This window comes from Streptomyces sp. NPDC087420, from assembly GCF_044744165.1.
GTDB lineage: Bacteria > Actinomycetota > Actinomycetes > Streptomycetales > Streptomycetaceae > Streptomyces.
The window spans coordinates 30,505-55,234 of the sequence record NZ_JBIUXU010000003.1 but is presented as its reverse complement, the minus strand read 5'-3'; the positions used below and the strand labels follow the sequence as shown (position 1 = coordinate 55,234).

Below are 24,730 nucleotides of genomic sequence, written 5' to 3'. Positions count from 1 at the left end.
TCGAATCCTTTGCATGTCTATCGTGGAGGCATGCCAGAAGCTTCGCGCCCCTCCGCCCGTGACGACGTCCACGCCCTGGACCCGCACACCCTCCGCGGGCTCGCCCATCCGATACGGATGCGCCTGCTCGCCGCCCTGCGGCACCACGGCCCCGCCACGGCCTCCCAGTTGGCCGAGCGGCTCGGCGAGTCGAGCGGTGCGACCAGCTACCACCTGCGGCAGCTGGCCACGTACGGGTTCGTGGAGGACGCGCCGGAGCTGGGCAAGGGGCGCGAGCGCTGGTGGAAGGCGGCCCGTCAGGGCACGAGCCTCGACCGTTCCCTGTACACGGACTCCGACCCGAGCACCCGCACGGCCGTGGAGGTCTTCCTGGAAGAGCTGGCGGATTCCCACGCCCGGGAGGTGTCCACCTGGGTCCACTCCGCCATCGACTGGCCGGTGGAGTGGCACGGGAGCGCGAACCTCAGCGACTACACGCTGCGGCTGACACCGGAGTTGACGGCGGAGATGAACGCGGAGGCGCACGCGCTCATCGAGAGCTACCGGGAACGCGCTCTTCCGGAGGACGCGGAGAACGTGGCGCAGGTGCGCGTCCATCTCCACGCGCTGCCGCAGGCCGACGACTGACCACACCGTACCGACCGTTCCTCACGGCGCCCCACACCTCGGCGCCCCACCATCGATCGCGACCCGGGGGTTCCTCATGCATGCCGACATTCACCTGATGCTGCACAGCGAGCACTCCACCGAGCTACGGAGGCAGGCCGACGAGGACCGGCGCGCGGTCGCCGTCTCACGCGCCGCACTCGCTCCGCGCGCCGCCTCGCCCGGGGAGCCGGACCTCGCGTCGCATGATCTCCGGGCGCGGCTGGGCTGGACGATGGTGGAGCTGGGGCTGCGCCTCGCGAGCCGTCCCCCCGCACGAGAAATCCCCCTCGCGTGAGCCGCCGGAAGGCGGCACCCGGGGCCGGGGCCGTGGCCGGGAACAGCGCCGCGCCCGGGTACGACAGGCGGCCGCTGACCGCGGTCCTCGCCGCCAACACCGTCTCCATCGCCGGGAGTTCACTGACCCTGATCGGCGTCCCGTGGTTTGTCCTCCAGACCACGGGCAGCGCGGGACGGGCCGGGATCGTCGCCTTCTGCGCGACGCTCCCGGTGGTGATCGCGGCCGTTGTCGTCGGCCCGGTCATCGACCGGCTGGGACGGCGCCGGGTGTCCATCGCCTCCGACCTGGTGTGCGCGGTCGCGGTGGCCGCCGTCCCGCTCTTGCACTTCGCGGGGGCGCTGGACTTCTGGATGCTGTGCGTGCTGATGGCCCTCAGCGGTCTGGTGCACACGCCCGGTCTCACGGCGCGTTCCGTCCTCGTCCCCGACCTCGCCGAGCGCGCCGGGACGACCATGCCCAGGGCCGCGAGTCTCCTCGACGCCGTCTCGCGCGGGGCCCGCATGCTCGGGGCGGCGCTCGCGGGTGTGCTGATCGCGTTCCTCGGCGCCGAGACGGTCCTGCTCCTGGACGCGGCGACCTTCGCCGTCTCGGCGGCGCTGATAGCCGCCGGGGTACGGGGCGTGCGCGCGGCCGAGCCGCAGCGCCTCGCGCCCGTCTCCGTGAAGCGGTACCGCACGGAGCTGCGCGAGGGCTACGCCTTCCTGGTCCGCACGCGCCTGCTGCTGGGGATCACGGTCATGGTGATGATCACCAACGGCCTCGACCAAGGCTGGGGCGCGGTCCTGCTGCCGGTCCACGCGCGGGAGGATCTGGGCGGCCCCACCGATCTCGGGCTGCTGACGGCCGTGTTCGGCGGCAGCGCGCTGCTCGGGGCCCTGCTGTACGGGGCGTTCGGCGACCGCTTCCCCCGGCGTGTGGTGTTCGCGGTGGCGTTCCTCATATGCGGGGCGCCCCGGTATGTGGTGGGGGCGCTGGTGGACGGGACGGTGCCGCTGGCGGTGACGATGGCGGCCGGCGGGCTCGCGGCCGGGGTGCTCAACCCGATCCTGACCACGGTCATCTTCGAGCGGGTGCCGACGGAACTGCGCAGCCGGGTGTCGGGGGTGACCATGGCGGGCGTGGAGATGACCATGCCTCTGGGCGGGCTGGTGGCCGGTCTGCTGGTGGAACGGGCGGGGCTGGGTCACGCGATGCTGGCCTTCGGAGGGGTCTACCTGCTGGCGACGCTGAGCCCGCTGGTCTTCCCCGCCTGGCGGGACATGGAGCGCGCACCGGTACGGGACCGGGCGGGCGGCGCCTCCGAGGAGGCCGCCGTGGCGGCCGTGGCCGATCGGCCTGCCGGAGCCGCCGGGGTCAGCAGCTCGGGACCGAGCCGCCCTTCTCCAGCGCCCGCAGGGCCGACACCGCGCCCTTGAGGGTGGTGACCGGCACGAGCCGCATGCCCGTGGGCAGTTCGGCCTTGGCGTCCCCGCACTCCGCCTTCGGTACGAGGAAGACCGTGGCCCCGTCGCGGCCGGCGGCCTGGGTCTTCAAGGACACCCCGCCGACCGCGCCGACCTTGCCGGCCCCGTCGATCGTGCCCGTACCGGCGATGGTGCGGCCGCCGGTCAGGTCGCCGCCCGAGCCGTCGCCGTCCAGCTTGTCGATGATGCCGAGGGCGAAGAGGAGCCCGGCGCTGGGGCCGCCCACGTCGGCGAGGTGCAGGCTGACGTCGACCTTCTCCGGGTCCTCGCCCAGGAAGCCGAGGGCGGCCTCGGTCGCGGAATCCTGCGAGTCCGCCATGTCGCGGGTGTTGTGCCGCTGGATCTCCTGGTCGGACTGGCCCGACGGGTAGACCGCGTCACGCGGCAGGACGGCCTCGTCGGTACGGAACCAGCCCTTGGCCACGTCGGCCAGGTCGACGTCGGCGGACGGCCCGGTCGCCACGATGGTCGTCAGCCGCAGCTGCCCCTTCGTCGTGCGGGTGGGCGCGCCCTTGATGGTGATGACCTCCTGCCCCTGGTCCGAACCGAGGACGTCCGCGGTCAGTCCGGGCTGCGCCACGGCGTACGGCAGCGGCGCGGCGCCCGCGACGGCGAGCAGCGCGACCACCGGGAGGGCGCAGAGACCGAGACTGAGGGGGCGCGAGAGACGAGGAGGCACGGTGTCAATGTATCGGCCGCCACGGGGACGGCGTCGGGGTGGCCGGGGTCGGGGCGGGCCCGTCACGTACGGTCCGCCGCTCCCCCGTCACCCCCGCGGCTGTCCCCGCCGCTCAGCGCAGGGCGTCGGCCACCTCGCGGGCCGCGTCCACGACGCGCGGGCCGACCCGTTCCGGCACGGAGTCGGCGAGCATCACCACTCCCACGCTCCCCTCTATGCCGGTCACGCCGATCAGCGCGGCGGCGGCGCCGCTGGCGCCCGCCTCCAGCTCGCCCTGGGTGAGGGTGCAGAGGGGCTCGGTGAGCGCGTTCTGCCGGGCGGCGAGGATGGCCTTGCCGGCGGCGCCCCGGTCCAGGGCGTGCCGGAAGCCGGCCCGGTAGGCGACGTGGTAGTCGGTCCAGGTGGGTTCGACGACGGCGACGGCCAGGGCCTCGGCGCCGTCGACGAGGGTCAGGTGCGCGGTGGCGCCGATGTCCTCGGCGAGGGAGCGCAGGGCGGGCAGGGCGGCTTCCCGTACCAGCGGATGCACCTGGCGGCCCAGGCGCAGCACTCCGAGGCCCACCCTGGCCCGGCCTCCCAGGTCGCGGCGGACCAGCGCGTGCTGCTCCAGCGTGGCGAGCAGCCGGTAGACGACCGTCCTGTTGACGCCGAGCTTGTTGGACAGCTCGGTGACGGTCAGGCCGTGGTCGGTGTCGGCGAGCAGTTTGAGGACACGTAGTCCCCGGTCGAGCGTCTGGGATGTCTCCGCGGTCACGACGCCCTCTCCTTCGGAGTGAGTGGCGACGGCTCTCTCACGGTGTGACGGCACCGGTCCCATCGGCGACGCACGGAGAGGCCGGCGGCGAGCCTTGGCGCACCGGCTGCGCTCCGAGGCGGCTTTGCCACGGGGCGTATGCATTGCGGGGACAGTAGCGATCGGCACCGCTGAGCGGAAGACCTCGTCCAGAATCCGGGCACGGGAGGTGAGTTAGGCCGAGTTCAGCACCCAAAACAGAATGAACAAGCACTTCCGAGGAACAGTCGGCTTATATCGGGCACCCCTCGCGCACCCTTCCCCGGCGCGGTCCTGGGGCGTGTCCGCGCTCCGGGGAAGGGAACGGGCGGCGGGGTCACCGCATCCGGGTGGCCCACTCCTGGACCTTCTTGACCCGCTCGCGCAGCTGCCCGGCCGTCGCCTCGGCGCTGGGCGGTCCCCCGCACACGCGGCGCAGTTCGGTGTGGATGACGCCGTGGGGTTTGCCGCTCTGGTGGACGTACGCGCCGACCATGGTGTTCAGCTGCTTGCGCAGCTCCAGCAGCTCCTTGTGGGAGACCACGGGCCGCCGCTCGGCGGGCAGTTCGAGCAGGTCCGCCTCGGTGTCGGGCTTCTTGCGGCTGTGCGCGATCTGCCGGGCCTGGCGCTTCTGGAGCAGCATCTGGACCTGGTCCGGCTCCAGCAGTCCGGGGATGCCGAGGTAGTCCTGCTCCTCCTCGCTGCCCGGATGCGCCTGCATGCCGAACTCGGCGCCGTCGTAGAGCACCCGGTCGAAGACGGCGTCGGACTCCAGGGCCTCGAAGGGCAGGGACTCCTGCTCGCCGGTGTCCTCGTCCTGCTGCTTCTCGGCCTCCGCCATCTCCTTCTCGGACTCGGCGTACGGGTCGTCCTCGCCGGCCTTCTTCGGCTTGTCGAGTACGTGGTCGCGCTCGACCTCCATCTCACCGGCGAACCCGAGGAGGTTCGGGATGGTGGGGAGGAAGACCGACGCGGTCTCGCCCCGGCGCCTGGAGCGCACGAAGCGGCCGACGGCCTGGGCGAAGAAGAGGGGCGTGGAGATCGTGGTGGCGTACACGCCGACGGCCAGGCGGGGCACGTCGACGCCCTCCGACACCATGCGGACGGCGACCATCCAGCGGTCGCCGCTGTGGGTGAAGTCGTCGATGCGTTTGGAGGCGCCGGTGTCGTCGGAGAGCACGACGGTCGCCTTGTCCCCGGTGATCTCCCGGATGAGCTTGGCGTACGCGCGCGCCGAGTCCTGGTCGCTGGCGATGACAAGCCCGCCGGCGTCCGGGATGCTCTTGCGCACTTCGGTGAGCCGCCGGTCGGCGGCGCGCAGCACGTTCGGCATCCAGTCGCCGCGCGGGTCGAGCGCGGTGCGCCAGGCCTGGGAGATCGCGTCCTTGGTCATCGGCTCGCCGAGCTTGGCGGCGATCTCGTCGCCGGCCTTGGTGCGCCAGCGCATATTGCCGCTGTAGCTCAGGAAGATGACGGGGCGGACGACGCCGTCGCCGAGGGCGTTCCCGTACCCGTACGTGTAGTCGGCGGACGAGCGGCGGATGCCGTCGTTGCCTTCCTCGTACGCGACGAAGGGGATGGGGTTCGTGTCGGACCGGAACGGCGTACCGGTGAGCGCGAGGCGCCGGGTCGCGGGCTCGAACGCCTCCAGGCAGGCCTCTCCCCAGGACTTGGAGTCACCGGCGTGGTGGATCTCGTCGAGGATGACGAGCGTCTTGCGCTGCTCGCACTTGTTGCGGTGCAGCATGGGCCGGACGCCGACACCCGCGTACGTGATGGCGACGCCGTCGTACTCCTTGCTCAACGGGCCCGCGCTGTAGTCGGGATCGAGCTTGATCCCTATCCGCGCGGCCGCCTCCGACCACTGCTTCTTGAGGTGCTCGGTGGGCGCGACGACGGTGATCTGCTGGACCACGTGGTGGTGCAGCAGCCAGCTGGCGAGGGTCAGCGCGAAGGTCGTCTTCCCGGCGCCGGGCGTCGCGACGGCGAGGAAGTCCCGGGGCTGCTCCTGGAGATACCGCTCCAGCGCCCGCTCCTGCCAGGCGCGCAGCTTGTTGGCGGTACCCCAGGGGGCCCGGCCGGGGAAGGCGGGTGAAAGGTGGTGTGAGGAGGCGGTAGTAGTCACGGTCTCCGGTTCGGACGTGGGTGTGCGGGCGATCGCGCCGCGCGGGCTTACGTACGACAACCGGGCCACCTTATCGGGGGCCCGGGGAGATCCTCGTACGAACGAGGTCCGGGTCGCGCGGGTGCGGCGAGGGTCACACCGGGGGCACCACGTTCCGTACCCAACCGGCCAGAACCGCACGAAACGCCCCCACGTCCCACCTCACCACCCGCAGCTCGTCATGTCCGTACGGGCCGCACCCGGGTCGCCACCCAGACCCCGACCAGCGCCACCGCGGCCATCGGCAGGAAGACCGCGGCGAAGGCCGCCGGGTGGGAGCCCGTCGCGGTGGAGACCGCGTGGCCGCCCACGGAGCCGCCGCCCAGCGCGGCGAACGCCGCGCCGCCCACCGCCAGCATCAGCACGTTCGACAGGCCGTCCGAGATCTGGAGGGCGGCCGAGTTGAGGCCCGCCTCCTCCGGCGCGGAGAGCTTGAGGAGCAGCACGCTCGTCGAGGCGAGGACGAGGCCCATGCCGAGGCAGCCGACGCCCCACGCCACCCCGACGATCCAGACGGGGACGGACTGGATCAGTACGGTCGGCGCGGTCGCGATCGCCGCGGCGACCAGCACCATGCCGCCCGTCATCAGGCGCACCCGGTGGGGCTCCAGGCGCGGCCTGGACTGGATGTACGAGCCGAGCGCCCAGGTCAGGCCGCCCACCGCGAGCGAGAGGCCGGCCATCGTCGGGGACAGCCCGCGCTGGGTGACCAGCATCAGCGGTACGAAGCTCTCGGCGGCGATGAACGACCCGGCGGCCACTCCGCGCAGCAGGATCACGGCGGGCAGGCCGCGAACTGCCCGCCACGTGCCGGGCGGCAGCAGCCCAAGGACGGCAGGCACCAAGAACACGATCCCACCGACGGCCGGAAGGACCGAGAGAGGACGCAGATCCTGGGCGGCGTACTGGAGCAGCGCCGCGCCCAGCGAGATCCCGAGCGCGAGGCGGATCCGGCGGCGGTCGAAACCGGGCGCGGGCCCGGAGGAGTCGGCGGGCCCGGAGGCCATGCGCCGTATCGCGGGCAGGGCGAGGGCCAGCGGCAGCACGACGAGGACGGGGATGCCCAGGAAGACCCAGCGCCAGCCGAGGTGCTCGGTGACGGTGCCGGAGGCGAGCGGCCCGACGACGGAGGGGATCACCCAGCTCGCGGCGAACGAGGCCATGATCGCGGGCCGCAGCCGTTCGGGATAGGCGCGGCTGATGGTGACGTACAGCGCGACGATGACCAGTCCCCCGCCGAGCCCCTGGACGGCCCGGCCGAGGATGAACAGCGCCATCGTGCCGGCCGTGCCCGAGAGCAGCAGCCCGGCGGCGAAGGCGGAGATGCCGGTGGTGAGGGGGGCGAGGGGGCCGTTCCTGTCGGCCCACTGACCGGACAGGACCATCGCGAAGAGGCTGGTGGTGAAGTACGAGGAGAAGGCGAAGGCGTACAGCGGGATCCCGTCCAGCTCCCGCGCGGCCACCGGCATCGCGGTCCCGACGGCGGTCGCCTCGAAGGCGATGAGCAGCACGACGGACACGATCCCGATGCTGAGCGCCCGGTGAACCGGCCCCAGCACCCCGTCCTGACCGGGAAGTTCTTCGACGGGCAGGTCGACGGGAGCGACAGTGGCGTCGCCGGGTTCGAGGGCGTTCATAGGCCCAGGGTAAGGGGCATGAACCCCATTGATCCCTGTCGCGGGACGGATCCCCCCTGGTCCCTTGGTCGTACGCCCCCCACCCCGCCGTCCCGCCCCCGCGTGAACGGAGTGTGGCAGTCCCGTTGCGCGCCCCCCGCCACTCTTGAGCGTGACGACCCACGCGCCTACGGTCATGAACAGAGCAACACACTGGCCGTGTGCCCGAGTGGTTCAGGGGCTCGCCTGCAAAGCGAGTTACGTGGGTTCGATTCCCGCCACGGCCTCCGAAGAGACGATCGGCCGTCCCCATGCGCTGGGGGCGGCCGATCGGCGTTCACGGGCGGCTCGCGACGAGGGTGGTCAGCGCAGGGCGGCGCGCAGGGCCGTCAGGCGGGAGACCGCTTCGTGGAACGGGGTGGCCGGGAGGGTGTTGTGGTGCAGGGCGGTTGTCAGGGCCGTTACCGCCGACTCGCCCTGGGACACCTCGCGGGAGGAGCACAGGAGGAGGTCCATGCCCGCTTCGGCCGCCAGGACCGCGCGTTGGGCCGTCGTGAGGGTGTGGCTGATCGCCTTGGCCTCCAGTGCGTCCGTGATCGTGACTCCCTTGAAGCCCACGTGGGTGCGGAGTTCCTTGACCACGGCGGCGGACAGGCCCGCCGGGTGTTTTGCGTCCAGGGCCGGGTAGACCGCCCAGGAGAGCATCACGAGCTTCGTGCCCGCCGCCACGGCCTGTTTGTACGGGGCCTCGTCGACGTTTCGCAGAGTGGTCAGGGACTGGGTGAGTGTCACCGGGCCCAGGTCGGTGTTCTGGTGGGCCGACGCGGCGCCCAGGCCCGGGAAGTGCTTGGCGGTCGCGGCCACCACCGTGTGCTGCTGGGCGGTGATGAAGGCCGCGCCGAGCTTGCCGACCTGCGCCGCGTTCCTGCCGTACGAACGCTGGGCCTGGTCCGTGAAGTCACCGGTCGTGCGGTAGACGTCCAGCACCGGGGCCAGGTTGAGGTTCATGCCGGCCCCGGCGAGGTTCTTCCCCGCGCCCGTGCCGGCCGCCTTCGCCGCCGCCACCGGGTCGGACGCCAGCCCTATCCGCTTCTCCGACAGCGCGGGGGCGCCCGGCAGCCGGCGTACCTCGCCGCCTTCCTGGTCGGTCATGAGCAGGAGGGGGAGCCGGACGGGGCTGGACCTGTTCGCCTTCTCCAGCTGTTTCGCCACCGCCGCCATCTGCCCCGCGCTCGTGATGTTCTCGGCGAAGAATATGACCCCCGCGACCTCGCCCGCGGCGATCTTCCTGAGCAGGGATGCCGGTGGGGTGTGGCCCGGGTAGGAGTAGATCACCCGCTGGCCCGCCAGCTGCCGTTCGGTCAGGCCCTTCGGCACCGCCGCCGCCTGTGGATAGGCCGAGGTGGATGCGGGGGACGGGGTGGACGAGGCCAGGGCCCTGCCTCCTACCACGAGCGCGGCGACCGCCGCCCCTGCCCCGGCCAGTACGGTCCTGCGCCCTATGTGCGGCGAGTCTGATGCGTCCATGGGAGTTCCTCTCTCCCCCGCACCCTACGACCGTCCCCCGGAAGACGGTCAGGAGCACTGGCGGGCGTCACCCACGGCGGCGCTGTGAGGTGGAGCACCCCCGCGCCCCCTACGCCCCCGGTACCGCCACCGCCGCCTGGGGGCGGATCGGGAGGCGGCTGATCGGGCGGCCCGTGGCCGCGCGGACCGCCGAGGCCACCGCCGCCGGGGCCGTGACCACGGGGGCCGCGCTGGCCGGTTTGGCGCCGAAGGGGGCCACCACGTCGCGTTCCTCGACCAGTTTGACGATCCGGATGTCCGGGGCGTCCAAGGACGTCGGCAGCGCGTAGCCGGTGAGGTCGGGGCGGCGGACCAGGCCGCGGGTCGTGCGGAGGTTCTCCGTCAGGGCCGTACCGATGCCCTGCGTGATGCCCGCCTCGATACGGGTCGCCAGCTGCGCCGGGTTGAGGACGCGGCCCACGTCCTGGGCGACCGCCATCTCGACCACCCGGATCGAGCCGAGTTCGATGTCGACGTCCACGACCGCGCGGATCGCGCAGAACGCGAGACCGACAAACGCGTCGCCCTGGCCCGCCTCGTCCAGGGGCTCGGTGGGGTGCGGGCGGCACTGCGCCGTCGCCCACAGCTCCTTGCCGTCCATCGCCTCCGTGACGGTGGTGGACAGCACACCGTCGTACGAGGTGATCTTGCCGTCCGTGATCTGGAGCAGCTCGGTGGACATCCCGAACTTGTGGGCCAGCGGCTGGAGCAGCTGTGTACGGACCATCTTGGCCGCCCGCTCCACCGCGCCGCCCGAGACCCACGTGTGCCGCCCGTGCGCGGCCGGGCCCGCCGGGGGCTGGTCCGTGTCGACCGAGGCGACGTGGACCTCCTCGATGCCCAGCGTCTCCTGGACGATCTGCCGGGCGAGCGTCGAGAAGCCCTGGCCGGTCTCGACGGCGGCGCAGATGACCGTCGCCACGCCGTCGTGGACCTTCACCGTGGCCGTGGAGACCTCGTCCGCGCCCTCGGCGCCGAGCATGTGGACCATGCCGAGCGCGTAACCGACACCGCGCCGTACCGCGCCGGGCTCGCCCGCGCCCTCCGGGCCTCCCGGCAGCAGCCAGGCCGCCTCCGGGGTGTCCTTGGGCAGGGCGGGCAGCGGGAAGTCCCGTACGGCCTGGAGCAGTTCGGCCACCGGCGCCGGGCAGGTGACCGTCTGGCCGGTCGGCAGGATGTCACCGGTCGCCAGGACGTTGCGCAGGCGCAGCTCCGCCGGGTCGAGCCCGAGGGTGGCGGCCAGCTTGTCCATCTGGCCCTCGTAGGCCGCGCAGACCTGCATGGCGCCCTCGCCCCGGACGTGCCCGGACGGCGGGTTGTTGGTGCGCACGGCCCAGCCCTCGATGAAGGCGTGGGGGACGACGTACGGGCCGCAGGCGAACGCGACGGCGGCGGCCAGGGACTCCGACGAGTCGTCGGCGTAGGCGCCCGCGTCGAGCAGGATCTGGGCCTCGACCTTGACCAGGCGGCCCTCGCTGTCCGCGTGGTGGCGGTAGCGCAGCAGGGTGGGGTGGCGGTGGGCGTGGCCGAGGAAGGACTCCTCGCGGGTGGCCGCGAGCTTGACCGGGCACCCGGTGCGCAGGGCGAGCAGGCCGAGCGGGATCTGGAAGCCGGGGTCCTCGCGGTCGCCGGTGGCGCCGGGGACTCCCGTGACGACGACCTTGACGCGCTCGGGGTCCAGGCCGAAGCAGGCGGCGGCCAGGTCGCGGTCGGTGTGCGGGTCGGTGGAGGCGGTGTAGATCTCGACCCCACCGTCGGGTCTGGGGACCGCGAGGCCGGCCTCGGCGCCGATCGGGGCGGGGTCCTGGCGGCCGATGCGGTACAGGCCCTCCACGACGATCTCGCCCTGCACGCCGGGGTCGCCGTAGCGCAGCGGGATGTGCCGGATCAGGTTGCCGTCGGGGTGCAGCGGCTCGGCGGCGAACGCCTTCTCGGGGTCGGTGACCGGGTCGAGGATCTCGTACTCAACGGCGATCGCGGCGGCGGCCATCCGCGCGGTGTCGGGGTGGTCGGCGGCGACGGCGGCGATCGCCTCGCCGTGGTGCCGTACGACCTCCGAGGCGAAAACCGGGCGGTCGGCGACCCGGCGGCCGTACGCCGAGTCCCCCGGGACGTCCTCGTGGGTCACGACGGCCCGTACGCCCGGCATCTCGGCGGCGGCGGTGGTGTCGATGGAGACGATCCTGGCGCTCGGGTGCGGGGAGCGCAGGATCGCGGCCCACAGCAGGCCCTCGGCCCACAGGTCGGCCGCGTACGGGAAGGTGCCCTCGGTCTTGGCGCGGGCGTCGGCCGGGGGGAGGGAGGCGCCGAGGCCGTGCGCGGGAGGCTCCTGGCGGGGGCCGTCGAGCGCCGGTGTCCCGGTGGCCGCGTCGTTGCTCACGCCATGCCTCCGTCGTGCGAGTGCGAGTTCGCGGGCGAGTTGGGGTGCGCCGGGGAGTGCGGGCGCGGATGCTGCGCGCCGCCGGCGCCCGGGGACGCCTGGTGCGGGACGCGGGCTTCCTCGGAGGCGGCCGCGGCCGCCTCCGCGCTCGCGGCGCGCTCCGCGGCGACCTCGTTCACGGCGTCGAGGACACCCCGGTAGCCGGAGCAGCGGCAGAGGTTGCCGCACAGCGCCTGCCGGGTCTCCAGTTCGGTGGGGGCGTGGTTGCCCTCCAGGAGGTCGTGCACGGTCATGGCCATGCCGGGGATGCAGAAACCGCACTGCACCGCGCCGCACTTGGCCAGTGCCCGCTGGACGTCGGAGGGTTCGCCGTCGACGGCGAGGCCTTCGACCGTACGGACCTCGGAGCCGGCCGCGGTGGCGGCGGGGACGAGGCAGGAGGCGACGAGCCGGCCGTCGACCTGGACGTTGCAGGCGCCGCACTCGCCCTGGGCGCAGCCGTCCTTGGCACCGGCGAGGCCGAGGCGCTCGCGGAGCACGTACAGGAGGGACTCGCCGATCCAGGCGTCGGTGACGGGGCGGTCGGCGCCGTTGACGCGCAGGACGTAGGAGCCGGCGGGGTGTTCGGTGCTGTTGTTGCTGCTGGTGAGGGGGGCGGGCTCGGGATCCGGTACGGGCTCCGCGTCCGCTTCGGGTACGAGGTCGGCCTCGGGCGCGACGGTGTCGTCCGCGGACGGGTCGGTACCGGAAGGCTCGGGCTCACCCGGCCCCCCCGGCTCGTCCGCCGGAGGCCCGCCGTCCGCGTAGGCGTCGGCCTCGGGAAGCGGCGCCCAGGGCGCGGCCGCGCCGCCGGGGAGGGTCGCGGGCGGGGTGCCGCCGCCCCACTGCGAGGCGAGGACCGAGGCGCTGAACTCGCCCGACTCGTCGGGAAGGTCGCCCTGGGCGACCGGGATGGTCCACTCGCCGGTCAGCTCGGAGGGGGTGTTGCCGCCCTGCGCGGGACCGTCCGCGAGGGCGCTCCCCCGGCCGTCCGTCCCGCCGCGCTGACCCTGGCCTGAGCCCTGGCCCTGACCCTGGCCCGTGCCCTGACCTTGGCCCTGGCCCGTCTGCCCACCGTCGCCGAAGTTCCAGTGCCCCGTGGCCCGCGGGTCGTACGACGTGTCGTACACCTGCCCCTGGCCGCCCTGCTGCTGCTGCGGTTCCGGCCAGCGCATGTGGTCCGGTACGGAGGGGTCCGCGGCGGGCGTCAGCGGGACGATCTGCGGCGGTACGTAGCCGTGGCCCGGCGCGGCCAGCGGCGCGTCCATGAAGTCCTCGGGCGGCAGCTGCACAAACGCGGTCGCCTCGGCGTCGTACTCGCCGCCGTGCTCGACCGGCTGCCAGCCGCCGCGCCCCTGCTGCCCCCCGGGACCGGATCCGGAACCCGTACCGGAATGCTCGTTGGTGCTCACGACAGGGCCCTCCCCAGTGCTCGCCGGGCCAGCGCGGCGACGGTACGCCGCAGGTGCAGTACGGCGGGGGCGAGCGCGGGCGCCTCGCTCCCGTCGGCGGGTGGCGCCGGGTCCGGGACGCACGCGGCGGCCACGTACTCGCCGAAGGCCGCCAGGGCCTCCTGCGTGAGCCCGCGCGCCCCGTCCCAGTCGATCAGCGAGCCGATCCACCGCTCCGCCTCCAGCGGGCGCAGGGGCATCGGCGCGATCGCCCCGACCGCGCAGCGCACCCCGCGCCGCGCCGGGTCGAGGACCACGGCCACGGAGGCGGTGGCGCGTCCCGGGCCGGTCCGCCCGGTCGCCTTGAGGAAGACCTGGGGGGCGTGCAGCAACGGCACGCGGACGAAGCCGATCAGCTCGGCGGGCGCCAGCATCTCGCGCCCGGCGAGCAGGTGCGTGACGGGGATCTCGCGGCGCGCGCCGCCCGGTCCCGCGACCACGAGGTCGGCTTCCAGGGCGGCGAGTACGGGCAGGGCGTCACCGGTCGGCGCGGCGGTGGCGATGTTCCCGCCGAGCGTCCCGGCGTTGCGGATCTGGGGCGGGCCGGCGGCGCGCGCGGACGCGGCGAGCGCGGGGATGAGGGCCGCGAAGTCGGGCCTGCCCATGCGCGCGTGGGTGAGGCCGGCGCCGAGGAGGGCGTGGCCGTCCTGGTAGTGCCAGCCGCGCAGCTCGCTGATCCGGCCGAGGCCGACGAGCCCGGCGGGCCGCAGGAGGCCCCTGTTGACGGCCGCCATCAGGTCGGTTCCACCTGCGACGGGAACGGCGGCGGGCATCGCGGTGAGCGCCGCCACGGCCTCGTCGAGCGAGGCCGGCAGCGTCACGGACTGCGCCGTCTGCGGTGCGTGCGTGGTCAACCCAGCTGCCCCTTTCCGGTGTCCCGCATGTGTTGCCGTACCGGTACCTGTGTTGCCGTACCGTACGTGCTCACAGCCCGGACGTGGCAACTCTGGCACATCTTCGGAGCCGACCGGAGCGAGGGTCCACGAAGGGCGGATCCGTCCCCGGCCAGGGCAAAGGTCCGGTTCACCCCGTCTTCGGCGCCTCACGCACCCCGCCACTCCCCGGCGTTCGCGGCGCGACGCGCCCTTGACGGGGATACGGCGGGGATACGGCGGGGAGCGACACGGAACTGCGTCCCGGGCGGCGGACAGGGACGCGGGAACGGGGTGGGCACCCCTCGCGCGGCTCACACGATCGGAGGCTGACCCTCGATCGGGCGTCCGAGCACACCGGGCCGCCGCTGCCACGGCAACGGGCCGCCGGGCGGCCGGTATTCGACCCCCAGGACGTCCAGCCGCCGGTAGTGCTCGGTCATCCGCTGCTCGAAGTCCTCGAAGTCCCGCTCGGCCGGGGCCGGGAGGTCGGACCACGCGACCTCGGCGAAGGCCGCGAGGCGGGGGAAGACCTGGTAGTCGACGCGCGAACGGTCCTGCATCACCTCGGTCCAGACGTTGGCCTGGGTGCCGAGGACGTGCCGCGCCTCCTCCTCGGTGAGGTCGGCGGGTACGGGTTCAAAGCGGTAGACGTCCTCCAGGGTCCTGACGTACCCGATGGGCATCGGTTCGTCCTCGCCGGCGGCCTGCCGGTGGTCCAGGTAGACGTGCTGCTCGGGGCACATGACCACGTCGTGGCCGGCCCGGGCGGCCGCGATGCCGCCCCCGTACCCGCGCCAGGAGGAGACGGCGGCGCCGGGCGCGAGGCCGCCCTCGAGGATCTCGTCCCAGCCGATCAGCCGCCGGCCGCGGGCGGTGAGCCAGGTGTCGAAGTGGTGGATGAACCACGCCTGGAGCTCGTCCTCGTTGGCCAGGCCGTTCTCCTCGATGCGGAGTTGGGCCGCCGCGGAGTCCTTCCACTGCTCCTTGCGGCACTCGTCGCCGCCGACGTGGATGAAGGTCGAGGGGAAGAGGCCGAGCACTTCCTCGAAGACGCCTTCGTAGAAGCGCAGGGTGTGGTCGGTGGGGGCGAGTACGTTCGCGTTGACGCCCCAGGTGTCCCAGACGGTGAGCGCGGCCGTGTCGACGACATCGGTGTTGCCGAGTTCGGGATATGCGGCGATGGCCGCCTGCGAATGCCCGGGGATATCGATTTCCGGGACGACGGTGATATGCCGTTCGGTGGCGTACGCGACGATCTCGCGGATGTCGTCCTGGGTGTAGTAACCGCCGTGCGGTTTCTCCTCCCACAGCTCCGAGGCGCGGTGTCCCCATTTGGTACGGCCCCGCCAGGCGCCGGTCTCCGTCAGTTTCGGATAGCGCTTGATCTCGATGCGCCAGCCCTGGTCGTCGGTGAGGTGGAAGTGGAAGACATTCAGCTTGTGCGCGGCGAGCAGGTCCAGATAACGCAGGACGCCGTCCTTGGACATGAAGTGGCGTGACACGTCGAGCATCAGGCCGCGCCAGCCGAAGCGGGGGGCGTCCTCGACGACCGTGGCCGGTACGGACCACCGGCGTTCCGGGTCCACCGGCGCGGCGCGGTACGCGTCGGGGCCGAGGAGCTGACGGAGGGTCTGGGCCCCCCAGAACACCCCGGCGGGGCTGCCGCCCTCGATCCGGACGGCCTGGGTGTCGGCGGTGATCCGGTAGCCCTCTGGGCCGAGTTGGCGCTCCAGACCGGGGCTGATCTCCAGGACGACGCTGTTGCCGTCCTCCGCGCCGTCCGCGAGCGGCAGCCCGGTCGCGGCGCCGACGGCCGTACGGAACCAGCGGGCGACCCCCTCCGTGCCGGGGCCGGCGTCGATCGTCGTCTCGGCGTCGAGGGGGAACGGGTCGGTCCCCTGCGGCGCCGGCCAGGTGTGCCGGGGGTCGGGAATCAGATCCATGGGTCGGTCCTCACTGGGTTCTCCCGGGTCTTCTCGGGTCTTCTCGGGTTTCTCGGGTTTCTCGGGTTTCTCGGGTTTCTCTGCTTTTCTCTGGGTCTGTCCGTCAGTCCTTGACCGCGCCGCCCAGTCCGGAGACCAGCCGCCGCTGGACGAGCACGAAGAAGACGAGCACGGGAACGGTCATGACGGTGGAGCCCGCCATGATCCCGCCCCAGTCGTTCTCGTCGGGTTTGAAGAAGACCAGCAGCGCCATGGGAAGCGTCGACTGGGAAGTGTCGCTGATGATGAAGGACTTGGCGAAGAGGAAGTCGTTCCAGGTGGAGATGAAGGAGAAGACACTCGTCGCGACCAGCCCCGGGAACACCAGCGGGAAGAGGATCTGCCACAGGAAACGGGTACGGCTCGCGCCGTCGATGTAGGCGGCTTCCTCCAGCGCGTCGGGGACCGCCTTGACAAATCCGCGCAGCATCCAGATCGCGAACGGCAGCGAGAACGCGAGATGCGGCAGGATCAGCGAGCCGAGCGTATTGAGCAGGCCGATGTCGCGCATCTGGAAGAACAGCGGGATGGTGAGCGCCTCGATCGGCACCATCTGCGCGACGAGGAACATGATGAGCAGGGTCGTACGGAAGCGGAAACGGAAGCGGGTGACCGCCGTGGCCGCCAGAAAGGCGACCAGCGCGGAGACGATCACGACCGTGCCCGCGACCAGCAGGCTGTTGAGGAAGTACCGCCCGAATTCCTGCTGTTCGAAGACGCGGCGGAACGAGTCGAGCGACGGGGACAGCGTCCACGGACGCGGCCGGGTGGATTGGATCTCGCCCGCCGGTTTGAACGCGGAGAGGACCATCCAGTACAGCGGAAACGCCACCACGACGGCGATGACCAGGGCGGACGCCTCGGCGGCGAGGCGCCAGGGGCGGCGGACGCGCGGCAGGTTCACAGTTCTTCCCCCCGGCGGCGCAGCAGCCGCAGATAGACGAGCGTGACCGCCAGCAGAATCAGCAGCATGACGACGCCGATGGCCGAGCCCAGGCTGTACTGGGAGGACGCGAAGGCCTTTTGATACGCGTAGACATTGAGGACGAGATTCTGGCCGGCGATTCCGCCGCCGTTGGTCATCACGTAGATCTGGGTGAAGACCTTGAAGTCCCAGATGATCGATTGGATGGTGACGACGACCAGGATCGGGCGGAGCATCGGCGCGGTGACGGACCGCCAGATCCGCCACTGCGAGGCGCCGTCGAGCGAGGCCGCCTCCAGCACCTCGCCGGGGATGGCCTTGATGCCCGCGTAGACGGTGACCATCACGAACGGGAAGGAACACCAGACGACTTCGAGCAGGACGAGCGTGAAGGCGCTGTAGCGGCCGTACGTCCAGGAGAAGTCGCCGAGCCCGAACACCCGGTTGACCGGGCCGTAGTCGGGGTCGAAGAGGAAGACGAAGACGGTGGAGCCGGTGATCGCGGGGGTGGCCCAGGCGCCGAGGGCGGCGAGCATCAGGGCGAGGCGCGGCAGGGCCCGTACGCGCGTCAGGAGGACGGCGAGGGCGCAGCCGAGGCCGAGCGTGGTGACGACACACGCGGCGGCGAACACCACGGTGGCGAGGAGCACCTGCCAGAACTGGCTGTCGCGGAAGAGCGTGGCGTAGTTCCCGAAGCCCTGGAAGGTGGTGGGCTGCCCGCCGCTGACCTGGGCCTGGGTGTACTCCAGGAAGGAGATCAGGCCCAGTTGGTAGATCGGGTAGACGAGCAGGCCGCCGAGGATGACGAGGGCGGGCGCGAGGTAGAGCCACGGCGTCCAGCCGCCCTGGCCGGTTCGCCGGGGTCCTCGGCGGGGTGCCCGGCGGGGGGCCTTGCCCCCGGCCGCCGGGAGGGCTGTTCCAGGCCTCTCCGGCGACCGGGGGCGCGGCGCGTGGCCGGTGGGGGACGTCATCCGGTTCAGCCCGCGGACGCGAACGCCGCGTCCATCTTCTTCGCCGCGTCGTCGGACGCGGCCTTGACGTCCTTACGGCCGCTGACGATCTCCTGGAACATCGTCGGCAGGACCAGCGAGGAGTCGATCTGGGCCCAGCCCGCGGAGGCGGGGACGAACTTGGCACCCGCGCCGAGGGTCTTGACGAAGGGGGCGACGAACGGCTGCTTCTGCGCCGAGGCGGCGAGGACGTCCGTGTACGTCGGCAGGAAGCCCATCGCGTCGAAGAGCTTGGCCTGGGTGTCCTTGCTCGTGAACGACTTCATCAGGTCGACGGCGAGGGTGCGGTGCGCACTGCTCCTGAGGACGCCGATGTTGTTGCCGCCGGCGAACGCGGGGGCGATGGAGCCCGCCTTGACGCCCGGCAGCGGGACCACCGCGTACTTGCCCTTGACGGTGCCGGCCTCGACGGCCTGGTGGCTGAAATCGCCGCCGATCGCCATCGCGGCCTGGCCGGAGGCGAAGGCGGTGACGGTCGCGTTGCCTCCCATGGAGGCGCACCTGGCGGCCGGACAGTTGTCGTCGCCGAACAGGGAGGTGTAGGCGGCGATGCCCTTGCGGGCGGCCGGGCTGTTGACGGCGGCCTTGTACGTACCGCCGCTCTCCTCGGCGAGTTCGCCGCCGTTGGACCAGACGAACGGCATGGCGCCGTAGGTGTAGGCGCCGCCCACCGCGAGGCCGTACAGGGCGGGCTTCGCCTGGTGGATCTTCTTGGCGGTGGATATCAGTTCGGCCTGGGACTTGGGGGCGGAGATCCCCAACTCCTTGAAGACGTCGGTGCGGTAGTACAGGGCGCGGACGCCGACGAACAGCGGCGCCCCGTAGATCTTCCCGTCCACCGTAACGGACTGCTTCGCCGTGGGGTCGGTGTCCTTGGCCTCGTCCCAGGCGCCGAACTCCTCGGTGACGTCGGCGAGTCCGCCGTCCTTGACGTATCCCGCGGTGTCGGTGTTGCCGTACTCGACCAGGTCGGGCGCGCTCTTCGGGTCGTTGAAGGCTGCCTTGATCCGCTGGGCGCGGGTCTCGACGGGGATGTACTCGATCTCGACCTTGGTGCCCTTGTGCGCCGCGCGGAACGCGGCGACCGCGCCGTCGACGACCTGCTCCTTGGGCTTGTTGTTGACCTCCTGGAAGAGCCACACGCGGAGCGTGCCGCTCTTCTCGTCCTTCGTCGCGGTGTTGTCGGACGTCTGTGGCGCGCAGGCTGAGGCCGTCAGGCCGGCGAGCACCAGTGCCGCGATGGGGGCGGCCATACGGGAAAGCTTCATCCGGGAGTTCCCTACGGGTCGGTGGGGACGACAGAGGCATACAGAGGCATCCGTTGCACCATGTGCAACGTGCGTTTCGTTCTGCACAACTCGCAGGAGATAAGCATGTCCGGAACACGTCGACAAGTGGTCTCTACCACTCTGTGACCCGCTGAAGCATCCTGTGCAACGGCCCGCCCCGCATGCCGGACAAAACGCGAACGGCCCCCCGGGTGCGCGCGTACGCGCGCACCCGGGGGGCCGTCACCGACGGACAGGACCAGCCGCTACTTCTTGCTCTTGTCCTTGCCGCCCTTGTCCTTGTCCTTGTCCCCACCGGGACCCATGGACTCGTAGATCTCCTTGCACATCGGGCAGACCGGGTACTTCTTGGGGTCGCGCCCCGGTACCCAGACCTTCCCGCACAGTGCGACCACCGGAGTGCCGTCGAGGGCACTCGCCATGATCTTGTCCTTCTGGACGTAGTGGGCGAAGCGCTCGTGGTCGCCGTCGCCGTGCGACACCTGTGGTGCCGGCTCCACGAGGGTGCCCGTCCCTGCCCCGCGCTCGGGCTCAAGAGTGCTCATGAGCGCCAAGGGTACCCACGAAGGAGGCGGAACGGAGGCTCCGGGTCCCTGCACTCCGGAACCATTCGCTCACGCATCGCTCAGGGCCGCCTCCCGCGCCGGGGCGCGCGAGGGGCGCGCCCTCAGTTGAGTGACGGGTCGTCGGGGTAGGTGGCCACCATGGCCAGCTCACCGCGCTGCCTGCGCAGCACGGCCCGCCACAGCCCCTCGGGCCGCGGCGACGACACGTCGCCCGGCTCCGACTCGACCACGTACCACGCCCCTTCGGCCAGCTCGGCCTCCAGCTGCCCCGGTCCCCAGCCCGCGTACCCCGCGAAGATCCGCAGCGAGCCGAGTGCCCGTACGAGCAGCTCGGGCGGGGTCTCCAGGTCGACCAGGCCGATCGCCCCGTACACCCTGCGCCAGCCGAGCGGTCCCTCGTCGCCGGGGATGACGGCGAGGCCCAGCGCCGAGTCGAGCGAGACGGGGCCGCCCTGGAACACCACCCCCGGCTCCCCCGCGTGGTCGGCCCAGGGCTCCAGGATGTCCCCCACGTCCACGGGCGTGGGTCTGTTGAGGACCACGCCGAGGGAACCTTTCTCGTCGTGGTCGAGCAGCAGCACCACAGCGCGATCGAAATTCGGGTCCGCCAGAGCGGGTGTCGCGACCAGCAACCGCCCTGTGAGCGAGGACACCTCGGTCATGCGACACATGATCTCGCACATTCGCCCTGTCCGGGGCCCGCGCGGCAGAGTGGGCGCGGACGCAGCTCACGACGCACCGGGGCGGCTCGGACACCGGACGGCGGGAAAATGGGACGGTGACCCTCCGCGAGGGACGCGGAACAGAACGTGTCATCCCGAATTCATTACGAGTTCGGGACGTCCTCGCCCTTACGGGGCAGGGGCTCCGGCCCCTTACCCTTTTGCTTGGCCACCTGCCCGCCCACTCCGGAACGCGAGATTCATGACCGTCAAAGACGATGTAATGCTTGTCCACGGCGGAACCCCGCTGGAGGGTGAGATCCGCGTTCGCGGTGCGAAGAACCTGGTGCCGAAGGCCATGGTCGCCGCGCTGCTCGGCAGCGGCCCCAGCCGGTTGCGCAACGTACCGGACATCCGTGACGTACGGGTCGTACGGGGACTGCTCCAGCTGCACGGCGTCACCGTCCGACCGGGTGACGAACCGGGCGAGCTGATCCTCGACCCGACGTACGTCGAGAGCGCCAACGTCGCCGACATCGACGCGCACGCGGGCTCGTCGCGCATCCCGATCCTGTTCTGCGGACCGCTGCTGCACCGGCTCGGGCACGCCTTCATCCCGGGTCTGGGCGGCTGCGACATCGGCGGCCGGCCGATCGACTTCCACTTCGACGTGCTGCGCCAGTTCGGCGCGACGATCGAGAAGCGGGCGGACGGCCAGTACCTGGAGGCCCCGCAGCGGCTGCGCGGTACGAAGATCAGGCTGCCGTACCCCTCGGTCGGCTCGACGGAGCAGGTGCTGCTGACGGCCGTCCTGGCCGAAGGTGTCACGGAGCTGTCGAACGCCGCGGTGGAGCCGGAGATCGAGGACCTGATCTGCGTGCTCCAGAAGATGGGCGCGATCATCTCCATGGACACCGACCGGACGATCCGGATCACTGGTGTCGACCGGCTCGACGGCTACACGCACCGCGCCATCCCGGACCGGCTGGAGGCCGCCTCCTGGGCGTCCGCCGCGCTGGCCACCGAGGGGAACATCTACGTCCGCGGCGCGCAGCAGCGGTCGATGATGACCTTCCTCAACACCTACCGCAAGGTCGGCGGCGCCTTCGAGATCGACGACAAGGGCATCCGGTTCTGGCACCCGGGCGGCTCGCTCAACGCGATCGCCCTGGAGACGGACGTCCACCCCGGCTTCCAGACCGACTGGCAGCAGCCGCTGGTGGTGGCGCTGACGCAGGCCTCGGGGCTGTCCATCGTCCACGAGACGGTGTACGAGTCGCGGCTCGGCTTCACCTCGGCGCTCAACCAGATGGGCGCGCACATCCAGCTCTACCGGGAGTGCCTGGGCGGCTCGGACTGCCGCTTCGGCCAGCGGAACTTCCTGCACTCGGCCGTCGTGTCGGGACCCACGAAGCTCCAGGGCGCCGATCTGGTCATCCCCGACCTGCGCGGCGGCTTCTCGTACCTGATCGCGGCGCTGGCGGCGCAGGGCACCTCCCGGGTGCACGGCATCGACCTGATCAACCGCGGTTACGAGAACTTCATGGACAAGCTCACCGAGCTGGGCGCGAAGGTCGAACTGCCGGGCGGCTCACTCGTCTGACGCTCGTCCGACGCACGACCCGCCCGCCAGGGGCACATGCCACCGGAATCCCTCTGTACGGCGCTGATGGCCTCGCTCCCCCGGGCGGGGCCATCAACCCGCCCGGGGCGTTCTGGGCCGTACACGCCCGGTCTGTGGCCTTCTGGGGGACAACACAGGGCGTCGGGACCGCGTCCGGGGGACAACACAGGGGCGGCCATCCGGTTGGATGGCCGCCCCTGTGCCGTGCTTGTTCGCCTGTGGGTGTTACTTGCCCTTGGCGGCTTCCTTGAGCTTGGAGCCCGCGGAGACCTTCACGCTGTAGCCGGCCGGGATCTGGATCGGGTCGCCGGTCTGCGGGTTACGAGCGGTCCGAGCGGCACGGTGGGTGCGCTCGAAGGTCAGGAAGCCGGGGATGGTGACCTTCTCGTCGCCCTTGGCGACGATCTCGCCGACGGTCTCGGCGAGAGCGGCCAGCACGGCGTCGGCGTCCTTGCGGGTCACCTCGGCGCGGTCGGCCAGGGCGGCCACCAGCTCACTGCGGTTCATGTTGTTACTCCCGTGTTCTTCTTGCCTGTGAGGCGTGAGATCGAAGCCGATGCTGCCAGGGCCCTCGGACAGTCCCCGGACCCGGGTCTGCTGACAGACCCTCGCGCCCGAATACGCATCCTGCCCCCACCAGCGGCGGGAAAGCCAATCCGGCACCCTCCGGAGTCACACGAAAAGCGCCACTGCCTCGTCGTCGTGACGTTCCGTCGACTCTGTGGAGACTCCTTGGAGCCTTGGGAGCCCTCTGGGGAGCCTTGGGAGCCCTCCGGGCCCCCCGGAGGCCCTGAAAACCTCACTGGAGCGGCGGGGCCCATGGTCCGCCACCCTAGAGGGGGCCGTGACGCCCGGCGAATCGCGACGCGCCGGGCACAGGGCGGACCGTCGTGACGTTCCTCGGTCAGATCCTCGGGCAGACCCTCGGTCAGACCCTCAGACGGACGTCGCCGACGCGGAGGGCGACACCGTCACCCCGGCCGCCTTCGCGGCGTCCCGTACGGCACCCGCCACCGACGACGCGACCTTGTCGTTGAAGACCGAGGGCACGATGTAGTTCGGGTTCAGCTCGTCCTCGGTGACGACGTCCGCCAGGGCGGTCGCCGCGGCCAGCATCATCTCCGTGTTGACCGTCCTCGACTGCGCGTCCAGCAGGCCGCGGAAGACCCCGGGGAAGACCAGCACGTTGTTGATCTGGTTCGGGAAGTCGGAGCGTCCCGTGGCCACCACGGCCGCCGACTCGCGGGCGACCGCCGGGTCGATCTCCGGGTCCGGATTCGCGAGCGCGAAGACGATCGCCTTCTCGGCCATCGCCTTGACGTCGTCGCCGTCCAGCACGTTCGGGGCGGAGACGCCGATGAACACGTCCGCGCCGACGACGGCCTCCTTGAGGGTGCCGGTGACGCCCTCCGGGTTGGTGTTGTCGGCGATCCAGCGCAGCGGCGACTCGGCGGCGGCCTCGACCAGGTCCTCGCGGCCCGCGTGCACAACCCCATGAATATCGGCCACGACGGCGTGCTTGACGCCGGCCGCGATCAGCAGCTTGAGGATGGCCGTACCGGCCGCGCCCGCGCCGGACATGACGACCCGTACGTCACCGATGCCCTTGCCGACCACGCGCAGCGCGTTGGTCAGCGCGGCCTGCACCACGATCGCCGTGCCGTGCTGGTCGTCGTGGAAGACCGGGATGTCCAGCGCCTCGCGCAGCCGCGCCTCGATCTCGAAGCAGCGGGGCGCGGAGATGTCCTCCAGGTTGATGCCCGCGAAGCCGGGGGCGATCGCCTTGACGATCTCGACGATGGCGTCCGTGTCCTGCGTGTCCAGGCAGATCGGCCAGGCGTCGATGCCGGCGAAGCGCTTGAACAGGGCCGCCTTGCCCTCCATCACGGGCAACGCGGCCATCGGGCCGATGTTGCCCAGGCCCAGCACCGCGGAGCCGTCCGTGACGACCGCGACGGAGTTGCGCTTGATGGTGAGGCGGCGGGCGTCCTCGGGGTTCCTGGCGATCGCCATGCAGACCCGGGCGACCCCCGGGGTGTAGATCATCGAGAGGTCGTCACGGTTGCGGATGGGATGCTTGGACTGCATCTCGATCTTGCCGCCGAGGTGCATCAGGAACGTACGGTCGGAGACCTTGCCGAGGGTGACACCCTCGATGCCGCGCAGCTGCTCGACGATCTGTTCCGCGTGACCGGTGGAGGTCGCCGCGATCGTGACGTCGATCCGCAGCTTCTCGTGGCCGGACGCGGTCACGTCCAGGCCGGTCACCGAGCCACCGGAGGATTCCACGGCCGTGGTCAGCTGGGACACAGCCGTCCCGCTCGCGGGGACCTCCAGCCTGACCGTCATCGAGTACGAGACGCTTGGCGCCGTTGCCATGACCGTGTTCCTCTGCTTTCACTGGCTCTCATTTGAAAGGCACCGCCGCGCGTCGGAGCCCTGGGCCCGACGCGCCCACCGATGGTCGCACCTACCGGCGCGTAGCCGGTAAAGGTGCCGCGTCCCCCGCGTCCGTGGAAGGTGCCTTCCGTCAGGCGGGTGAGCGTAACAAGCGGTCCCGCCAACAGAAGCAGGCCCCCACCAACCATCGGTGAAGGCCCGCTGAACGGAAACCCCGTCGCCGGACTCGGCGAAGAACTCAATGAACTCAATGAAAAAAAGGCCCGTCGAGTCTCTGCCGCGTCGCGACTGTGTCCCGACGAGCCGCGGGAGAGATCCGGA

The 24,730-nt window shown here is 71.6% G+C and carries 20 protein-coding genes and 1 tRNA gene; 5 read left to right on the top strand and 16 right to left on the bottom strand.

The annotated features are described in order from the left end of the window. Positions 1-30: 30 nt before the first annotated feature. The 3 genes from ACIO1C_RS06270 (at position 31) to ACIO1C_RS06260 (ending at position 2,361) form a co-directional block, all read left to right on the top strand. Positions 31-627, top strand: coding sequence for an ArsR/SmtB family transcription factor (locus tag ACIO1C_RS06270; RefSeq protein ID WP_401859197.1), 597 nt, complete (start codon positions 31-33; stop codon positions 625-627). Positions 628-703: 76 nt separating this feature from the next. After that, complete coding sequence (locus ACIO1C_RS06265; RefSeq protein WP_401859195.1) at positions 704-943, top strand: hypothetical protein; 240 nt, start codon at positions 704-706, stop codon at positions 941-943. 32 nt (positions 944-975) lie between these two features. Beyond that, positions 976-2,361, top strand: a complete 1,386-nt coding sequence (locus tag ACIO1C_RS06260) for an MFS transporter (RefSeq protein ID WP_401859934.1) — start codon at positions 976-978, stop codon at positions 2,359-2,361. Here ACIO1C_RS06260 and ACIO1C_RS06255 read toward each other — a convergent pair. The 4 genes from ACIO1C_RS06255 to ACIO1C_RS06240 all read right to left on the bottom strand — a co-directional run bounded on the left by ACIO1C_RS06255 (position 2,300) and on the right by ACIO1C_RS06240 (position 7,661). Next, on the bottom strand, positions 2,300-3,088 hold the full coding sequence (locus tag ACIO1C_RS06255; RefSeq protein ID WP_401859193.1) for a S16 family serine protease: 789 nt from the start codon (positions 3,086-3,088) through the stop codon (positions 2,300-2,302). The genes ACIO1C_RS06260 and ACIO1C_RS06255 overlap by 62 nt on opposite strands. A gap of 112 nt (positions 3,089-3,200) precedes the next feature. Beyond that, complete coding sequence (locus ACIO1C_RS06250) at positions 3,201-3,842, bottom strand: helix-turn-helix domain-containing protein (RefSeq protein ID WP_161307415.1); 642 nt, start codon at positions 3,840-3,842, stop codon at positions 3,201-3,203. A gap of 355 nt (positions 3,843-4,197) precedes the next feature. Beyond that, the gene (locus ACIO1C_RS06245; protein WP_401859932.1) at positions 4,198-5,985 is read right to left on the bottom strand and encodes a DEAD/DEAH box helicase; all 1,788 of its coding nucleotides are present in this window, start codon (positions 5,983-5,985) and stop codon (positions 4,198-4,200) included. A 218-nt stretch (positions 5,986-6,203) separates the two neighbouring features. Beyond that, entirely contained in the window at positions 6,204-7,661 is a 1,458-nt protein-coding gene (locus ACIO1C_RS06240) for an MFS transporter (RefSeq protein ID WP_401859191.1), read from the bottom strand. Between the two features lie 194 nt (positions 7,662-7,855). On the opposite strand from ACIO1C_RS06240, the gene ACIO1C_RS06235 reads away from it, so the two are divergent. Beyond that, positions 7,856-7,927: transfer RNA gene (locus tag ACIO1C_RS06235), tRNA-Cys, on the top strand. 76 nt (positions 7,928-8,003) lie between these two features. On the opposite strand, the gene ACIO1C_RS06230 is transcribed toward ACIO1C_RS06235, so the two are convergent. From ACIO1C_RS06230 to ACIO1C_RS06185, 10 genes are all read right to left on the bottom strand, one after another. Further along, the gene (locus tag ACIO1C_RS06230; protein WP_401859189.1) at positions 8,004-9,167 is read right to left on the bottom strand and encodes a glycoside hydrolase family 3 N-terminal domain-containing protein; all 1,164 of its coding nucleotides are present in this window, start codon (positions 9,165-9,167) and stop codon (positions 8,004-8,006) included. A 109-nt stretch (positions 9,168-9,276) separates the two neighbouring features. Next, positions 9,277-11,586: a xanthine dehydrogenase family protein molybdopterin-binding subunit gene (locus tag ACIO1C_RS06225; RefSeq protein ID WP_401859187.1), complete on the bottom strand. Its 2,310-nt coding sequence runs from the start codon at positions 11,584-11,586 to the stop codon at positions 9,277-9,279. Continuing rightward, positions 11,583-13,037, bottom strand: coding sequence for a (2Fe-2S)-binding protein (locus ACIO1C_RS06220; protein ID WP_401859185.1), 1,455 nt, complete (start codon positions 13,035-13,037; stop codon positions 11,583-11,585). The genes ACIO1C_RS06225 and ACIO1C_RS06220 overlap by 4 nt, the downstream gene beginning before the upstream one ends. Further along, on the bottom strand, positions 13,034-13,930 hold the full coding sequence (locus tag ACIO1C_RS06215; protein ID WP_401859183.1) for an FAD binding domain-containing protein: 897 nt from the start codon (positions 13,928-13,930) through the stop codon (positions 13,034-13,036). The genes ACIO1C_RS06220 and ACIO1C_RS06215 overlap by 4 nt, the downstream gene beginning before the upstream one ends. Positions 13,931-14,262: 332 nt before the next feature. Continuing rightward, a complete protein-coding gene (locus tag ACIO1C_RS06210) occupies positions 14,263-15,894 on the bottom strand; it encodes a beta-N-acetylhexosaminidase (protein ID WP_401859181.1) in 1,632 nt (543 codons plus the stop codon). A gap of 103 nt (positions 15,895-15,997) precedes the next feature. Then, positions 15,998-16,837 (bottom strand): carbohydrate ABC transporter permease, encoded by an 840-nt coding sequence (locus ACIO1C_RS06205; protein ID WP_327236411.1) that lies wholly within the window; start codon positions 16,835-16,837, stop codon positions 15,998-16,000. After that, complete coding sequence (locus ACIO1C_RS06200) at positions 16,834-17,829, bottom strand: carbohydrate ABC transporter permease (RefSeq protein WP_401859179.1); 996 nt, start codon at positions 17,827-17,829, stop codon at positions 16,834-16,836. Before ACIO1C_RS06200 ends, ACIO1C_RS06205 begins: the two co-directional genes overlap by 4 nt. A 5-nt stretch (positions 17,830-17,834) precedes the next feature. Next, positions 17,835-19,136 (bottom strand): extracellular solute-binding protein, encoded by a 1,302-nt coding sequence (locus ACIO1C_RS06195; protein ID WP_401859177.1) that lies wholly within the window; start codon positions 19,134-19,136, stop codon positions 17,835-17,837. A 266-nt stretch (positions 19,137-19,402) separates the two neighbouring features. Next, positions 19,403-19,702, bottom strand: a complete 300-nt coding sequence (locus ACIO1C_RS06190) for a DUF3039 domain-containing protein (RefSeq protein WP_161307385.1) — start codon at positions 19,700-19,702, stop codon at positions 19,403-19,405. A 122-nt stretch (positions 19,703-19,824) separates the two neighbouring features. Then, on the bottom strand, positions 19,825-20,385 hold the full coding sequence (locus tag ACIO1C_RS06185; protein WP_401859175.1) for a YqgE/AlgH family protein: 561 nt from the start codon (positions 20,383-20,385) through the stop codon (positions 19,825-19,827). 262 nt (positions 20,386-20,647) lie between these two features. Between ACIO1C_RS06185 and murA the strand changes: the two genes are divergently transcribed. Beyond that, positions 20,648-21,988 (top strand): UDP-N-acetylglucosamine 1-carboxyvinyltransferase, encoded by a 1,341-nt coding sequence (murA, locus tag ACIO1C_RS06180; RefSeq protein WP_327236408.1) that lies wholly within the window; start codon positions 20,648-20,650, stop codon positions 21,986-21,988. A gap of 246 nt (positions 21,989-22,234) precedes the next feature. Here murA and ACIO1C_RS06175 read toward each other — a convergent pair whose 3' ends face one another. Then, positions 22,235-22,516, bottom strand: a complete 282-nt coding sequence (locus ACIO1C_RS06175) for an HU family DNA-binding protein (RefSeq protein WP_003954777.1) — start codon at positions 22,514-22,516, stop codon at positions 22,235-22,237. Between the two features lie 429 nt (positions 22,517-22,945). After that, on the bottom strand, positions 22,946-24,388 hold the full coding sequence (locus ACIO1C_RS06170) for an NAD-dependent malic enzyme (protein ID WP_401859173.1): 1,443 nt from the start codon (positions 24,386-24,388) through the stop codon (positions 22,946-22,948). Positions 24,389-24,730: the final 342 nt, after the last annotated feature.

Coding starts and splice junctions, on each gene's coding strand:
- ACIO1C_RS06270 (WP_401859197.1), top strand. CDS start 31: ATGCCAGAAGCTTCGCGCCCCTCCGCCCGTGACGACGTCCACGCCCTG.
- ACIO1C_RS06265 (WP_401859195.1), top strand. CDS start 704: ATGCATGCCGACATTCACCTGATGCTGCACAGCGAGCACTCCACCGAG.
- ACIO1C_RS06240 (WP_401859191.1), bottom strand. CDS start 7,661: ATGAACGCCCTCGAACCCGGCGACGCCACTGTCGCTCCCGTCGACCTG.
- ACIO1C_RS06230 (WP_401859189.1), bottom strand. CDS start 9,167: ATGGACGCATCAGACTCGCCGCACATAGGGCGCAGGACCGTACTGGCC.
- ACIO1C_RS06210 (WP_401859181.1), bottom strand. CDS start 15,894: ATGGATCTGATTCCCGACCCCCGGCACACCTGGCCGGCGCCGCAGGGG.
- ACIO1C_RS06200 (WP_401859179.1), bottom strand. CDS start 17,829: ATGACGTCCCCCACCGGCCACGCGCCGCGCCCCCGGTCGCCGGAGAGG.
- ACIO1C_RS06195 (WP_401859177.1), bottom strand. CDS start 19,136: ATGAAGCTTTCCCGTATGGCCGCCCCCATCGCGGCACTGGTGCTCGCC.
- ACIO1C_RS06190 (WP_161307385.1), bottom strand. CDS start 19,702: ATGAGCACTCTTGAGCCCGAGCGCGGGGCAGGGACGGGCACCCTCGTG.
- ACIO1C_RS06185 (WP_401859175.1), bottom strand. CDS start 20,385: ATGACCGAGGTGTCCTCGCTCACAGGGCGGTTGCTGGTCGCGACACCC.
- murA (WP_327236408.1), top strand. CDS start 20,648: ATGACCGTCAAAGACGATGTAATGCTTGTCCACGGCGGAACCCCGCTG.
- ACIO1C_RS06175 (WP_003954777.1), bottom strand. CDS start 22,516: ATGAACCGCAGTGAGCTGGTGGCCGCCCTGGCCGACCGCGCCGAGGTG.
- ACIO1C_RS06170 (WP_401859173.1), bottom strand. CDS start 24,388: ATGGCAACGGCGCCAAGCGTCTCGTACTCGATGACGGTCAGGCTGGAG.